General features: G+C 43.2%; 15 protein-coding genes. 7 read left to right on the top strand and 8 right to left on the bottom strand.

Annotated features, from left to right (window positions below; all coding sequences use genetic code 11):
• Positions 1 to 353 precede the first annotated feature (353 nt).
• On the top strand, positions 354 to 3,362 hold the full coding sequence (locus AB1S55_RS00505) for a G8 domain-containing protein (protein WP_370979813.1): 3,009 nt from the start codon (positions 354 to 356) through the stop codon (positions 3,360 to 3,362).
• A gap of 79 nt (positions 3,363 to 3,441) precedes the next feature.
• On the opposite strand, the gene AB1S55_RS00500 is transcribed toward AB1S55_RS00505, so the two are convergent.
• The gene (locus AB1S55_RS00500) at positions 3,442 to 3,954 is read right to left on the bottom strand and encodes a lipocalin family protein (RefSeq protein ID WP_370979812.1); all 513 of its coding nucleotides are present in this window, start codon (positions 3,952 to 3,954) and stop codon (positions 3,442 to 3,444) included.
• A 461-nt stretch (positions 3,955 to 4,415) separates the two neighbouring features.
• On the opposite strand from AB1S55_RS00500, the gene AB1S55_RS00495 reads away from it, so the two are divergent.
• Positions 4,416 to 6,134 carry a carbohydrate-binding protein gene (locus AB1S55_RS00495; protein ID WP_370979811.1) on the top strand — a complete coding sequence of 573 codons (1,719 nt, stop codon included), beginning with the start codon at positions 4,416 to 4,418 and terminating at the stop codon, positions 6,132 to 6,134.
• Positions 6,135 to 6,222: 88 nt separating this feature from the next.
• On the opposite strand, the gene AB1S55_RS00490 is transcribed toward AB1S55_RS00495, so the two are convergent.
• The 3 genes from AB1S55_RS00490 to AB1S55_RS00480 all read right to left on the bottom strand — a co-directional run bounded on the left by AB1S55_RS00490 (position 6,223) and on the right by AB1S55_RS00480 (position 7,397).
• Positions 6,223 to 6,780, bottom strand: coding sequence for a hypothetical protein (locus AB1S55_RS00490; protein WP_370979810.1), 558 nt, complete (start codon positions 6,778 to 6,780; stop codon positions 6,223 to 6,225).
• A 104-nt stretch (positions 6,781 to 6,884) separates the two neighbouring features.
• Entirely contained in the window at positions 6,885 to 7,130 is a 246-nt protein-coding gene (locus tag AB1S55_RS00485) for a hypothetical protein (RefSeq protein ID WP_370979809.1), read from the bottom strand.
• 165 nt (positions 7,131 to 7,295) lie between these two features.
• The gene (locus AB1S55_RS00480) at positions 7,296 to 7,397 is read right to left on the bottom strand and encodes a TetR family transcriptional regulator (protein ID WP_370981617.1); all 102 of its coding nucleotides are present in this window, start codon (positions 7,395 to 7,397) and stop codon (positions 7,296 to 7,298) included.
• A 224-nt stretch (positions 7,398 to 7,621) separates the two neighbouring features.
• On the opposite strand from AB1S55_RS00480, the gene AB1S55_RS00475 reads away from it, so the two are divergent.
• The 3 genes from AB1S55_RS00475 (at position 7,622) to AB1S55_RS00465 (ending at position 8,975) form a co-directional block, all read left to right on the top strand.
• Complete coding sequence (locus AB1S55_RS00475) at positions 7,622 to 7,855, top strand: hypothetical protein (protein ID WP_370979808.1); 234 nt, start codon at positions 7,622 to 7,624, stop codon at positions 7,853 to 7,855.
• 123 nt (positions 7,856 to 7,978) lie between these two features.
• On the top strand, positions 7,979 to 8,056 hold the full coding sequence (locus AB1S55_RS00470; protein ID WP_370981616.1) for a hypothetical protein: 78 nt from the start codon (positions 7,979 to 7,981) through the stop codon (positions 8,054 to 8,056).
• A 337-nt stretch (positions 8,057 to 8,393) separates the two neighbouring features.
• Positions 8,394 to 8,975, top strand: a complete 582-nt coding sequence (locus tag AB1S55_RS00465) for a hypothetical protein (RefSeq protein WP_370979807.1) — start codon at positions 8,394 to 8,396, stop codon at positions 8,973 to 8,975.
• Between the two features lie 121 nt (positions 8,976 to 9,096).
• Here the strand turns inward: AB1S55_RS00465 and AB1S55_RS00460 are convergent, their stop codons facing one another.
• From AB1S55_RS00460 to AB1S55_RS00445, 4 genes are all read right to left on the bottom strand, one after another.
• Positions 9,097 to 10,137, bottom strand: a complete 1,041-nt coding sequence (locus AB1S55_RS00460) for an aldo/keto reductase (RefSeq protein ID WP_370979806.1) — start codon at positions 10,135 to 10,137, stop codon at positions 9,097 to 9,099.
• Between the two features lie 60 nt (positions 10,138 to 10,197).
• Positions 10,198 to 10,824: a hypothetical protein gene (locus AB1S55_RS00455; RefSeq protein ID WP_370979805.1), complete on the bottom strand. Its 627-nt coding sequence runs from the start codon at positions 10,822 to 10,824 to the stop codon at positions 10,198 to 10,200.
• Positions 10,825 to 10,893: 69 nt separating this feature from the next.
• The gene (locus AB1S55_RS00450; protein ID WP_370979804.1) at positions 10,894 to 11,298 is read right to left on the bottom strand and encodes an SMI1/KNR4 family protein; all 405 of its coding nucleotides are present in this window, start codon (positions 11,296 to 11,298) and stop codon (positions 10,894 to 10,896) included.
• 29 nt (positions 11,299 to 11,327) lie between these two features.
• Positions 11,328 to 12,047 carry a YebC/PmpR family DNA-binding transcriptional regulator gene (locus tag AB1S55_RS00445; RefSeq protein ID WP_370979803.1) on the bottom strand — a complete coding sequence of 240 codons (720 nt, stop codon included), beginning with the start codon at positions 12,045 to 12,047 and terminating at the stop codon, positions 11,328 to 11,330.
• A gap of 151 nt (positions 12,048 to 12,198) precedes the next feature.
• Between AB1S55_RS00445 and AB1S55_RS00440 the strand changes: the two genes are divergently transcribed.
• Together AB1S55_RS00440 and AB1S55_RS00435 are read left to right on the top strand one after the other, a co-directional pair.
• Positions 12,199 to 12,537 (top strand): hypothetical protein, encoded by a 339-nt coding sequence (locus AB1S55_RS00440; RefSeq protein ID WP_370979802.1) that lies wholly within the window; start codon positions 12,199 to 12,201, stop codon positions 12,535 to 12,537.
• 240 nt (positions 12,538 to 12,777) lie between these two features.
• Entirely contained in the window at positions 12,778 to 13,449 is a 672-nt protein-coding gene (locus AB1S55_RS00435) for a hypothetical protein (protein WP_370979801.1), read from the top strand.
• Positions 13,450 to 13,483 lie beyond the last annotated feature (34 nt).

Below are 13,483 nucleotides of genomic sequence, written 5' to 3'. Positions count from 1 at the left end.
CCCTTCGGCTAATTATGCTATCTAAGTGATCTTTTAGGCACTTTTCGTTGGCTTCCCTGCTTCACGCTTGTTTTTGTCCGAAGGTTGTCCGGCTGCGTGTCCGCCTTCCTGGTTGTTTAGCTTGTCAATTTTATATTGGCTATTTAGGCATTTTTAATGTTCAAACTAAGGCAGGGTGCACAGAAATTAATATGCTTTGGAATTAAAATTTAAATAGTAAATTATGCGTTTATCGCGCTGCTCTTCAAACTCTCATATTGTGACTTTATAAGACTGGGCTTTAAGGCTTTGATCTTTGTTGCTGATCGAAATACCAGTAATAAACTGTATTTTAGTATTACGGAAACAGAAGTATGAAACACTTATCGTTGTTAGGAATTTTAGCATTAACTATCAGTGCTTGTGGGGGGGGCAGTGGTGGTTCGTTGGCTCCTGAAGCACCTTCTTCTACTCCTAGCCCCAATCAGACTCCTGTTGTAAATCCATCGGTTATACCATCTGTAGCTCCATCAGTATTGCCGTCTGTTGCTCCAACAGTGATGCCATCATCGAGTCCCTCGCAGCTTCCGATAGCATCACCGAGTCCGTCTCCGATTATGTCGTCAACTCCGAGCCCGCTGCCATCTCCAAGTATGTCTTTAGCGCCAAGTCCGTTGCCTTTACCGAGCTTGTTGCCGTCGCCTTCGCCAAGTCCGTCGCCTTCGCCAAGTCCGTCGCCTTCGCCAAGCTTGTTGCCTTCGCCAAGCCCGTCGCCTTCGCCAAGTCCGTCACCTTCGCCAAGTCCGTCGCCTTCACCAAGTCCGTCGCCTTCACCGAGTCCGTCACCAGATAATGATGAGCCAACTACGGCTATGACAAGTGGTCCTTGGGGGCAGGCTTCAACTTGGAGTAATGGTGTTCCAAACGCGAATAAGCGCGCGATTATTCCACAGGGGAAAACGGTCACTCTCTGGGGGGGAAGCTCGGCAGCACATGGTGTTGTGGTTCAGGGTGTACTTAAAGTGGGGGAGCAAGCGAATGCTAATTTTTCACTTGATACAGATTGGATTCACGTGAACTCTAATGGCCGCTTTGAAATTGGCAGTGAAGCTAATCCGTATGATGAAGCTAACTTCACTTTAACTCTTACTGGTGCTGATCCACTGCTTGATTGGCAGATTGAAACAGCCAGCGGTAGCATGCAGGTAAATGATAATAACGGTTTTATTATGGCTGCAGGAGGTGGCCGCTTACAGTTTTATGGTAAGGACAAGCTTAGCTTTACTCGTTTGGCTGCAACCGCAGAGGCTGGTTCAAGTACGATATATGTCCGAAATATTATCGAGCGTAACTACGATGGTAATTACTCCGCGTCGTCAGACGGTAGCTTAAATTGGGAGGTCGGTGATCAAATTGTTATTGCGAGTAGTTCTACTGACTATGCAGATGAAGAGGTTCGTACGATAAGTGCGTTGAGGGATCTAGGTAATAGCAATACGGAAATAACCTTGAATGAAGCCCTAGATCATAGGCATTATGGTGAGAAAGAAACATATGGCTCAGGAGACAATAGTCGCACGATCGATATGCGTGCGGAAGTTGCTTTGCTGAGTCGTAATGTGGTTATTCAGGGGCTAGCATCACAAGATACTGATAACCGTTTTGGTGACCGCGCTCGATTTAATGCGGGCCAAAGCGAAGGTGTTGGTGGGAACATTATGGTTATGGGCTCTGCTGGCCAAGTTACGATAGACAGTGTTCGGCTTCATGGTATGGGGCAAACAGGTCGTTTGGGGCGCTACCCAATGCATTGGCATTTGGCCGGCGATCGCTTAGGTGATGTGTTGCGTGGTGTCTCTATCACTAATTCAAATAACCGTGGTGTTACTGTACACGGTACTCACAACCTGTTAATTCAAGATGTGGTTTTGCATGATATTCATGGTCATGGCTTTTTTATGGAAGACGCTGTTGAAACGGGTAACAGCTTCCTTTCAAATATTAGTTTTGGTATTCATAAAGTAGGCGGAGATACTGCAGCAGAAATTGCGGATCCTTTTTTGGTGGATACCCACGATCACGTAGGTCAGAACCCTACTCGCTTTCTTAACTCGGCAGGCTATTGGATGACTAATCCAGATAATACCTGGATTGGTAATGTTTCAGCAGGTTCAGAAGGCACAGGTTTCTGGTTTCTATTCCCTCAGCGAGCAGTGGGTGCTTCGGCAAATGACCCTCAATATAATGGCGTGCAACCCGATCGAGTTAATCTGGGGGAGTTTTCTTATAACTCTTCCCACTCTTCGCCTATCGGCCTGAACTTTGATCGCGGTAGTGATATTGCTGTGGACGTTGGTGCTACCTTAAAAGCTCGATTTGATGGTGATGCTTATCGTCCAAGTGTCGAACCGCAGGTAGATAATTACACAGCCTACAAACACACCACCGGTATTTACCATCGCGCGCGCACAGGTAATTTCAGTAATATTTTCTTTGCTGATAATTTTATTAGTACCTTTATTACCTTTACACAGCGCATTACCGATACACTTTATGTGGGGCATAGCCGAGGTAATAGTGATCCAAGCCAAATCGTTACCGGTCATAGCTTTTACGATGGTGCGAATACATTAGATGGTTCTCACTTTGCGGGTTTCTCTGCAGCTAACGCGCATATGTTCCGTACAGAATCAATTGCTATTCGGCATACTCATTTTGTGATGCGTAATACCTCCTTTGAAAATGATGGCTCGGCATCTAGTCTTAGCTTTGCTGGCCCGCAAGGTACCTTCTCGAATTACACTGCGATTGGTAAAACAATGCCTTCGGTTATTTTGGATGCAGATGGCAGCTTAACTGCGGCGGCGGGTGGTCGCGCGGGTAGTACGGTTATCGCTGATCACCCTTTCTTTTATGACAGTGATGATTTTATACCCGCTGGTTGGACTAACGCCCGTATTTCCGATGATCGCTATGCGGTGTTCCGCTTGCGTGCAGGCCAGAATCCTAATTTCCGTATTGTCACGCCTGATGGAGATCAAGCGAGTGGGAAGCCTGGTAGTGGTCAATTTGCAGGTGCGAATACCTTATTGAAATTAAACGACGGTGATTATCAGCTGAGTTTTCCCGGTGGGGTGAACACAGTATCAAATGGTTTTGATATCTTATTCTTTATTGTTAACGGTGATAGAAATGGCTCTACGGTTGTTCGATTTGATAATATGGCCGCTGCTTTCTCAATTAATAACAGACCCTATGTTAACAATTTGAGTACTTTACGTAATGCAACTCAAACCTCGTGGACACGCTCAGGTGGCCACATTTACGCTAAGTTTTTTAGTGTTAATCAGGAATGGGAGCGAGTTAATTTTGTGCCACGTTAGGCGATTGAATATTATTGGCCTCGAGACAGTCTAGTGTTTAATTAAAGATTAAAAGCGGGTGAGTCTTTCTCCCGCTTTTTTATTTTTGTTTTACAAAAATCAGTTCATTCGCGTTGTAACCCGCATCAGTTACTTTTTTAATGAATGTTTGTTTAATATCATCGCTTACTTGTGGTGTTCTGGCGAGTAACCAGAGAGTGTTTTTACTACCGGTTATAAATGAGTATTGGTAGTGTTCTTTATCTAAATCAAAGATTATATAAGAGCCATAAAAAGGCCCAAAGAACGATACTTTTAAGTGCCCGGTCTGTTTGTCTTTTGCAAATTTTGCTTTCCCTATGGCGTCTTTCCACTCTTTTTTTGCGGATGAATAACCTCTGTTTTCCACACGAACAGTGCCATCATCATTTATGGAATAGTTTGCCGAAACCTGTTCTAAGCCGCGCTCAAAGCGATGGTCTAATCGAGCTATTTCATACCATGTTCCTAGATATTTATCCAATTCAAAACCGGTAACGGGGGTGATTGTCTTAGGTACCGTAGAGCATGAGCTTAAGAGTAGGGTGCTAAGTAGTAGGTAGAAAATCTTCATTGCTTATGCCTGTTTTTACTTCCTAAAGATAATTCTACGTTATTGATTTGAATTTAGATCTTCTGCTGTCATCAGCCTCTTTTCTTTGTCGTTTAAGTCTTTAGTGTTAACTCGTTTGTATACACACTGCCACCTATGTCACATATTATTCATGCAAACGTATACATCAGTTGCTGTGCTCGTAAAGCTAGACTAGCCTAGTTTTTAGCCAAAAATATTGCCCATTAAATAAGCAGTTTTGTCGATTCTCATTGAGTTACTTACTTGCTGTTTTTAGCCCTTTTGTATATGGGCGAGAACGTGAAGCTCTGGTTTGTAGTTAGTCGAAATCTCAAGTCTTTACAAAGTGGCGTTTTCATTGGGGGTAATCCCAAGTATTGGTGCTTGCAATGCCCGTATTCCCACTCTCTTCAGTGTGGCTTCGAGGCATAAAAATAATAAATAGAATAATTGAGATAAATATGAATATTAAACATAGCTTGTGTGCGGCCGCGCTTCTATTTGTTGGTGGCTCAGTAAATGCACAAATGTATTACAGTGATGATTTCAGCTCCGCGAGCTGGAAAGATAATTACGACATGACGGCCAGCCAAAATTTCAAGCATGTAAATTCTGGCTGCTACTCAGGCAGCTGTATTCAAGTGACGGTACTAAAAGATTCTCACTACGGTGGCTCAGCCAAGTACAAACTTAAAGAAAACTTAGGTTTTGAGCCGGAAGAAATGTATGCCGAATATCGTGTTAAATACAATGACAGCATGAAGCTCTATGGTGGCAAGGCTCCAGGTTTCGATGGCACTTATGGAGAAGCTGGTTGGGGAAATCGCCCAGGCTACGGCACTAAGGGCTGGTCGGCTCGTGGAACACTAAAGGCTGAAGGCCGCTCAGATGTTCGCAACAGCTTTTATATCTATCACACAGATACGGGTAACAATGGTAAAACATGGGGTGATGCTCGTTGGTGGAATGACGATGGCAATATGGATTTTAATCGTTGGTACCATGTTAAGCAGTACGTAAAACTGAATACACCAGGACAAAGTAATGGCATATTGAGGGCGTGGGTTGATGGCGTTAAGGTTTTTGAAAAAACAAACTTTAATTTTCGCACTACTTCCGATTTAAAAATCTACGCTTATTGGATCAATTATTATAATGGTGGTTCTGATGAGGCTAAAGCAACTGGCACCTTATTGATTGATGATTTACGTCTTTATGGTGCTAATGGCCCTGGCAATAGCACGCCTAGTCCCTCACCGACACCTACCCTGCCTGTGACACCGAATCAAAGTGCTTACGTTAATCATTTTATACCTGGGCGTATTCAAGCCGAAGATTATGACATTGGCGGTCAGGGTATCGCTTACTCAGACGCTAATAATGGTAATTCGGGTGGTGCTTATCGCCCGGAAGAGTCTGTTGATGTTCAATCTAGCTCAGATGGTTCGGACGCTTACAATGTTGGCTGGACTTCTGCGGGCGAATGGTTGGAGTATAGTGTTGCTGATATCGCAGCAGGAAACTACGATGTAAAACTTCGTGTCGCGGCCAGTGGTAGTTCTTCAGGTAAGAAATTGATTGCTAAATTAGATGGGCAAACAATTGCTGAGTTTAATTTTAGTGGCACTAATGGTTGGCAAAACTGGAAAACAATTACTTTAAAGAATATCCGCCTAAATTCTGCTAGTAACAAAATATTGCGTTTAGAATTTGAAACGGGTGCATTTAATGTTAACTGGATCGAATTTGTTGCTGCTGCATCTGCACCAATCGAGACAAGCTTTACCGTGCAGGCTGAAAACTTTAGTGCCAGTGGTGGCAGTTATGGTGGTTTTGAGACTTATACAACCTCTTCGGGTGTTGGTGGTATTAATTTTAATCAGCGTGGCGATTGGGCTGATTATGAAATTAATGTGCCAGTGGCTGGTGAGTATCGTCTCGATGCTTGGCTTGCAACAACACAAACAGGTGGCGCCATTGAGCTGTTTGTCAATGGTCAATCGTTGTTAAAAGAAAGTGTTGTTAACAACGGTAACTGGGATCAATTTGTTAAGACCAGCTCATCAGGCTCCGTTTATCTACAGGCTGGAGTTCAGACTATTCGAGTACAAAGCTCAGGTAATTCCAGTACTACGTGGGAGTGGAATGCCGATAAGTTTGTATTTGAAAAGCTTAACTAGATACGCTCTTTGTTAGTGCATTATTAGTTAGAAAAAGAATAGCTAAAAGCTTGGGGGCGCATTTATTGGCCCCTTTTTTTGTTGGTGTTTATTGCGCCTTTAAATTCATAGACTTAAGTATGCGTATTGCCTCGTTTATTCTTTGCTTGGTAATTGGCCCATAGTGACTGTATATCGATACTTGAACGATATGTTTTCCTGAAAAAAGCATCCATGTATGTTGCTGTTTATCGTTAATCCACGCCCTGTTGTTTAGAGTGTCATTACCCTGAGCGACAAATCCCCAAAAACCTGCAATATTTGTTTGCTGTGAAGTACTGATAGAGGCTAGCAGCTGCTCTTTAGCGAGTGCTTCATTTACCTGGTAGACACTGAGTTCCATGCGGTCACTTGAGTTGGGAAAGTAAACAATGGCACCTTGTTGCGTGGTTCGACTCTGCATGGTTACAGGAATACTGATTTCTATGCCCTGTATGCTGATCTTACTATCGAGATTTGATGGCCATAAGAACATATGCAATATCAAGGTAATGCTTATGGTTAGGAAGGAGGCTAATAAGGTGGTTTTAGGGCTTACGCTCTTTTTTAATAATGTGTCTAGGTCTTCGTATTTATGACTTAGAGCTTTCGTTAATGCTAGTTCCATCCTGCGTTGCCTCGCCTGTGTTCATCATGCTCGGCTTTTGAGGTTCGGCCGAGTTAACGAATTAAGTCTAGAAGGCTCATAGGATCTGCGCTACTAATTCCAAGTTAGAGTGTTGGGGGCGAGCTAGGGCTAAGATGAACCGGATCGGCTAGGGCTCTAGCAGCATTCAATATGCGATCTGATGGATCAACACTGCTTGAACAGTGTGCAAGTATGGCGCTGCTTGCCAAGGCAGAGTCTAATGCGAGAGTACCATCAGTACTTTTTTCTGGCATCGCAGTACTTATTCCCTCTACAAGTTTATCAAGGTGGCTGCTATAGCTGATTTTTGTTTCTGCGCTTGATTGCATTACATCAGGGGAGAGTGCCGGTACTAAACAGCTTTGAGATAGATCATCAACATATTCTCTACCTAGGTGAAACTTGAGGGAGTGTTGTGGCCAATCGGTTTGATGCTCCTTTGTAATGCTTGTATCGAGTCGAGATAAGCCTGCATGTCTTTTTCGATCGCTTCTTTAAAAGGCTTTGTTCTTGGAGGCAAAGTGGTCGTAGAAAGCACCTGAAGTCATACTTGCTCGTTTAGCTAGACCATTGATGCCCAGGTCATTGATACCCAAGCCACTAAGGCCTTCTTCATGAAAACCCAGCTCATATGACTGCAAGATATATTTACGTGAGGCTCACATTGCCTACTTTTTTTTAAAATAGATAGTGATCACTATTTATAAATTATAGCTACTTGGTTGGTGAAGGTTTACTCTCGAGGGAGGGCTTGAAAATATGAAGTTAGGACATTGGGAAGCGGTGTTTAGATGCTCATGAACTAGGTGAAAATGACTTTATGATTCCAAGTGTTATTGGCGAAGTTCTTTTTATCAATAAAGAGCTCACATTTACGGGCTTAAAGGTTTCAGCTTTGGCGATTATAGGGCTAAGAGCTCCCTCTTTTATTTTTGGACTTGTAGCAAAAATAACGCAGATCGTACTCAAATATACTAAGGAGAGCTTACCTAAAGGGTGCATTTGGGTTAATGCAGGGCACGCAGTTGATGCGTATTTGGGAGATTACTGGTAGGCAAAACAGCTTGGTGAATTATTAATGCGAGCAAGTGAAGTATGGAGCCTCTCTCGTGTTTTTTGCGCAAGGGGGCTATAGGGTCGGGACTGCATATAAGAGAATTAATACGTTTTTTTACACGTGATACTTCGTAGAAAGAGCTTGCAGAAGTCCGTCGATTTTTACAGTAAATTCCTTGGTTTAAAGGCACTTTGCTAGGAGGATTAAATAGAGAGGAGACTGAAGGTTCGTCGATTTTGTTTGCATTTAAGAGCACCTTCTAGAGTGTCTTCTTTACATACTAGGCATGATTTTGTTTTCCATGTTAACTCCTAATTGGCTCTTACTTATTAGTGGTGTCAGTTAGTCTAACTCTACTTTCTAGTCGCAATTCAATCTTGCTACATACAAATGACCATAATTATATGTAGTACTGGGTTAATAACACTCTGTGAGACTGACATATCTAGTTGACATGAATGGGATTCTTTTGTGATTCCTGTGTGATATTTGGTGTTTACGCTATTACTACCAAACTTAATAAAGGTTTCACGGAATGAAAAATTTAAAGAGTATTTTATCGATATCGCTTGTATGTAGTGTTTTTGCCGTATCTACATGGGCCGAAGTTGTGTCCAAAGTAGAGTTGGGAATTCCTAAATCTGGAGTGGTGGTAGAGGGTATTGGTGTGCCGGGAGTTGACCTAGGTGACACGCGAGAGGAGGTGTTGACGAGTTATGGTGAGCCGACACAGTGTACGAGTGTTGCTTCAATAGGGGATATGGCTTCTTGTGTTTATCGCTTAGATATTGGAGAGCAAGTGTCTATCCGTTATCGAGGGGCTGATGGTCGTGATGCCCAAAATTCACAAAATGATATTGTGCAGTCTATTCGATGGATTGGCATGGATGAATGGATTACTAGCGCCGGAGTTAATTATAACTTAGCTCATAATCATTCCGAGGCTCTTTTAGATGCCTACCCCGATCCTACACTTCTTAGTCGAAGTCATTTTACAGGTGAGATTTCACGCTTAATCGATGTGGCTCAAGGTTTTACTGTTAGTCGCTCGTACAATCCATACTCTAATCGAACCAGTACAAGGCTTTCGATATTCCCTGCAAGGCCTGTTCAATAATAATCGTTCGTTTTTTTAAGCATAGAGTTTCAGGAACACCTGAAACTCTATTTTATTATTTTCTTAGTAAAAAACTATTTTAGTGATGGGGATATAAAGTGGGGTTGAATTATTATAAGGCCTAAATGTCTCCTCTAACTAAAGGCCTTACTTTATTTTTATAAAATTCATGTAATCTTTCATGTAGCTCCTCGCTTAAGTGAGGCAGTGAACTGGCTTTTGCGTTACGCCCAAGTTGCCCCGCTTTTGATACTCCGGCAATGACGCTGGTAACGGCATCATGGTCTAATAACCAACGCAGACAGTTTGTGGCAAGTTCTTGCTCTGTTGGCATTAGACTTTTGAGTTCATTTACTAGCTCTATACCTGTTCTAAAGGGGAGGCCGGAGAAGGTTTCACCTACGTTAAACATTTGTCCGTCGCAGTTGTAGTTGCGGTGATCCTGTTCTGTAAAGCGTGTATCTTTTGTGTATTTTCCGGCTAATAAACCGCTGGCAAGTGGAAGGCGGGCAATAATGCCTACTTGGCTGTTCTGAGCTTGCTCAAAGATCTTGCTAACAGCGTCTTGGCGGAATACGTTAATAATCATTTGTAGGCTGCTTAGCCCTTCATGCTGTAAACACAGTTGGGCTTCTTCTATGGTTTCGACACTGGCGCCGTAGGCGTGGATAAGGCCTTCTTGTTTTAATTCGTCGAGATCTTTAAATACCGTTTTATCTTTTAAATAACCTGGTGGTATGCAGTGCAGCTGAATTAAGTCTAGGCAATCTACTTGAAGACGCTTAAGGCTTTTTTCTATGCTTTGGCGCATGTCGGCCTTGCTATAGTTGTTTGGGTAGAGTTCAGCACTTCGGCCAAGCTTGGTGGCAACGACGACCTTGTTCTCCCCTTGCTTTAATTCAGGGTGAGCTTGTAGGTAGTTACCGATATAAGTCTCGCTTTGCCCGGCACCGTAGACATCGGCGGTATCCCAAAAATTAACACCGCAATTTATAGCGTCATCTAGAATGGCGCTTACTTCGCTTTCAGTGATTGGGCCAAAATCGCCACCAAATTGCCAGCAACCTAGCCCAACTTCAGAGCTGTTTAAGCCACTTTTACCTAGGACTCGTTTATGTACTTTATTATCTTTTCTGCTTGTTTCTGAGCTGGTTTGTGTCATGGCTATTCTCTCTTAGCTGCTCGTAATTTAATGCGGCGCTGCCGGTATTTAGTATGGGGCTTAAAACTTAAAACCGAAGTACATATAATCTGTTTTGTAGTTGTCAAAGTCGTAGCGGTCAAAACCTATCCGTAGAAATTTGTACTCTATGCCTAGGCCCCAATATGGATCTATGCCGCTATTAGAGAAGCTTGCTTGATTGCTTTCTTGTTCTATATTCGTACTTAGCCTGCTGGATGTTTCCCAAGCTCCTGCACCTATGCGTGTAAAGGCTCTAAAATCGCCCTTGATTTTTTTAAGTGCCACAAGCGATAGTGTTAAGGCGTCGGTATCGGCGCTCACTCGTACGTTTTCTTTGTCGCCGTTTTGGCTTGTTACGTTTTTTGATTCACTTATTGTGCTGCTTTTTCCTAAGATCATATAGCCGCTTTCAGCGCTTAGGGTATAGCTAGAGAAGTCAAAGCTGTAGCCAGCATATAAAGAATAAGCAAGGTCCTGAGTGTCGGATGACTCAAGTGTTGGCTGGCTAGGGGATGAATAACCTAGGTCTGATACGGATACGGTTTCTCGTACTTGGTTTTTTCCAAATGATCCACCAAAATAAAATGGACTACAAGAGGCGGAAAAAGGATATATTAATACAGTTGAGAGGATGAATTTGAGGCTTAAGCTTAATGAAAATCTCATGTTAATCACTTTCATTTTATTCTGCTTATTCGCTTTGACTGCTAAGGGGGGTATCAAGATGTTAAGAGCTTAACTTACCAGCCAATAATCTCTCACCCAGTGCCACATATCTTCGCAGACTTCTTCTGCCTCTTCGTTGCCTTCTTGCCAGAGATAGACTTTGTCTTCTTGGTCAATGCAATACACTTGGTGGCCATCTCGGCACATAGGGATTAAGTCGCGGGGCATGCCTTGGGCCCAAGCTTCAGCGGCTACTTCAGGCAGGTAGGTGTGGCTGTTAGCATCGTTAACTGTCACAGGCTCGAGTGTGCCGTAAATCACATCTGAGCAGTAAAGTAGGTAGTCGCGGAAGATGGGTGGGATATGAATAAGAATTTCTTCCTGCACCTCGACCACATCTTCCAGCTCGGGCAGCTCTAAACCAAAAGCGGTATCGAGCGCTTGTTCGCGTAGTTGTTCGGCGATTTCATTCACAGAGTAAGCTGCCCTATTGGTTTGTCGTATTAGTACGTTGCGTTGTGGAATACGTTTTGAACGTCGTCAAGATCGGTCAACATGTCGACCATTTTTTCTAGGGTCTCGATGTCGTCACCAGCGATATCGATGGTGGTTTGAGGTACAAATTGAATTTCGTCTACTTCAAGATCCGCACCTTCGCCAAGGAAATCGAGTAGGGCTTTACGCGCTTTACCGTATTCGGTATTAGGGCAGAATACGGTGATTTTGCCGCCTTCACATTCGATATCACCAACATCCACGTCGGCTTCCATCAATGCTTCTAGAGGACCCTCGTCATCTTCACCGGCGAAGACAAAGATCGCGCAGTGGTCAAACATGTGCATCACGGTGCCCTGCGAGCCCATTTTGGCTTTGGCTTTGTTAAAGCAGGTACGTACATCACCAATTGTACGGTTAGCGTTATCGGTTAGGCAGTCAACAATCATCATGCAGTTGCCAGGTCCATAACCTTCATAGCGTGCTGTGGCGAAGTCTTCACCGCCGCCGCCCTGAGCTTTATCAAGGGCTTTTTTGATCACGTGAGCCGGGACCTGAGACTTCTTGGCTTTGTCTAGTAGGGTGCGTAGAGCAAGGTTGCTTTCAGGTTCTACGCCGCCACTTTTGGCGCATACATAGATCTCACGGCTGAATTTGCTGTAGAGCTTGGAGTTGGCATCCGAGGTCTTGGCCATGGATTCTTTACGGTTTTGGAAGGCGCGGCCCATCGTATCTCTCTCTTATCTGGCTTGTATCTTAGTGGTACGGTTCTCTTAATGCGGGCATTTTACACTAAGTAGGTGCTTGGAATGAACAGGCGTCGATGTGTAGGCTTTGACGTGAGATAATGCCATGCATGAAACCCCATATGAGAACCCTATGAAAACCCACGAATTGGTCAAAGCCTCGGAAGCTGAGTTAACCCAAGCTTTGCAAGTTATGAAAATTAAAGAGATTGAACGTCACGCGGCTAAGCTATTTGAACGTCTGGGCCAGCCTGATTTTGCCAGTGTGCTCTCGGTCTTTATTAAGGCCATTCCTAAAATTAACCAGCAAGATGGTGATCGTTTTGCCCAGACCAAGGGTTTGATTCGTGGTTTATTACCCAGTGCGAGTAATGAGAGTGCTGAAGATGATGACCTTGTCTCACGTCTTGCTGTGATGCTGATGGTCTTGGTGAGTAAGAAATACGAAAAGGTGTTAAGAGAGCAGGGCTAGTAAGTATGATTGCCTACAAATGCTTACTTTTTAATATGATGCACTTCTACTTTGAATAGCTAATTAAGAACTGTCACTAAACGCGTTAAGTATAGATTCAGTTATGCCTTAAGGTTTTTCTTGCCATAACTATGATTGCTGCGCCAATAAGGAGTTTTATTGAAAAAGTAGGGTAGTATCGTCACGTCACGTAGTTTTTGACATATTCAAAATAAGATTACGATCAAGGAGATAGGCGGCATGTCTGGCGGTGCAAATAAATCATTTATATCTAACCCTCTTAATTTTTTGAGAAATAACGTACTCATTGTTGAGTTGCAATCTCAAGTTGTTACCCCATCTTTAGAGCAAGGCAAGCTGGACGTCTTATCTGTTAAGCATGACCAAGGCTCGATCATTACAGTCAATATTGCAAAAGACCTGCGCCACGGCGGTCAAAAAAGTAATGGTAAAGATACGGTGGTCTACAAAATAGGGGAGGCAACAGGTCAGGCATCAAAGCATTCACATCGTTTTAGCGCCTATTATTTACCTTTTATGAATAACGACTTTAGAACCATGACCTTAGGTGATAAAGCCGATTACTTCTTTACAGATACCATGAATGGTTGCTCCTTTGCTTGTGGGCCAGGTAAGTCTCCTAAAATTGGCCATTTTAATCGCGTGTCTGGTCAGAATGATGTAATTGATCAAAATGCGATTGATCGTGATATTCAGGGGCAGTTTCCTGGTGGTGTTTTGAAGTCTTTAACTAAAACCGATTATAAAGCGGGTATTGGTGACGCTGCCTCATTATTTGGTATACGAAAAAATGGCATCTGGCATTTTTATTATCAAGTCTATTCTATTGCTGGTGTCACCAAGTTAGGGCGAATCTACAAAATTGGTGATGGCATGCCCTCGGCAGTATAAGATTAATTATTTTTCTCTTAGTAAACGATGGAGC

Source organism: Agaribacterium sp. ZY112, from assembly GCF_041346925.1.
Taxonomy (GTDB): domain Bacteria; phylum Pseudomonadota; class Gammaproteobacteria; order Pseudomonadales; family Cellvibrionaceae; genus Agaribacterium.
Note: the sequence above shows the minus strand (reverse complement) of the source record. Positions and strands in the feature narration are given on the sequence as shown.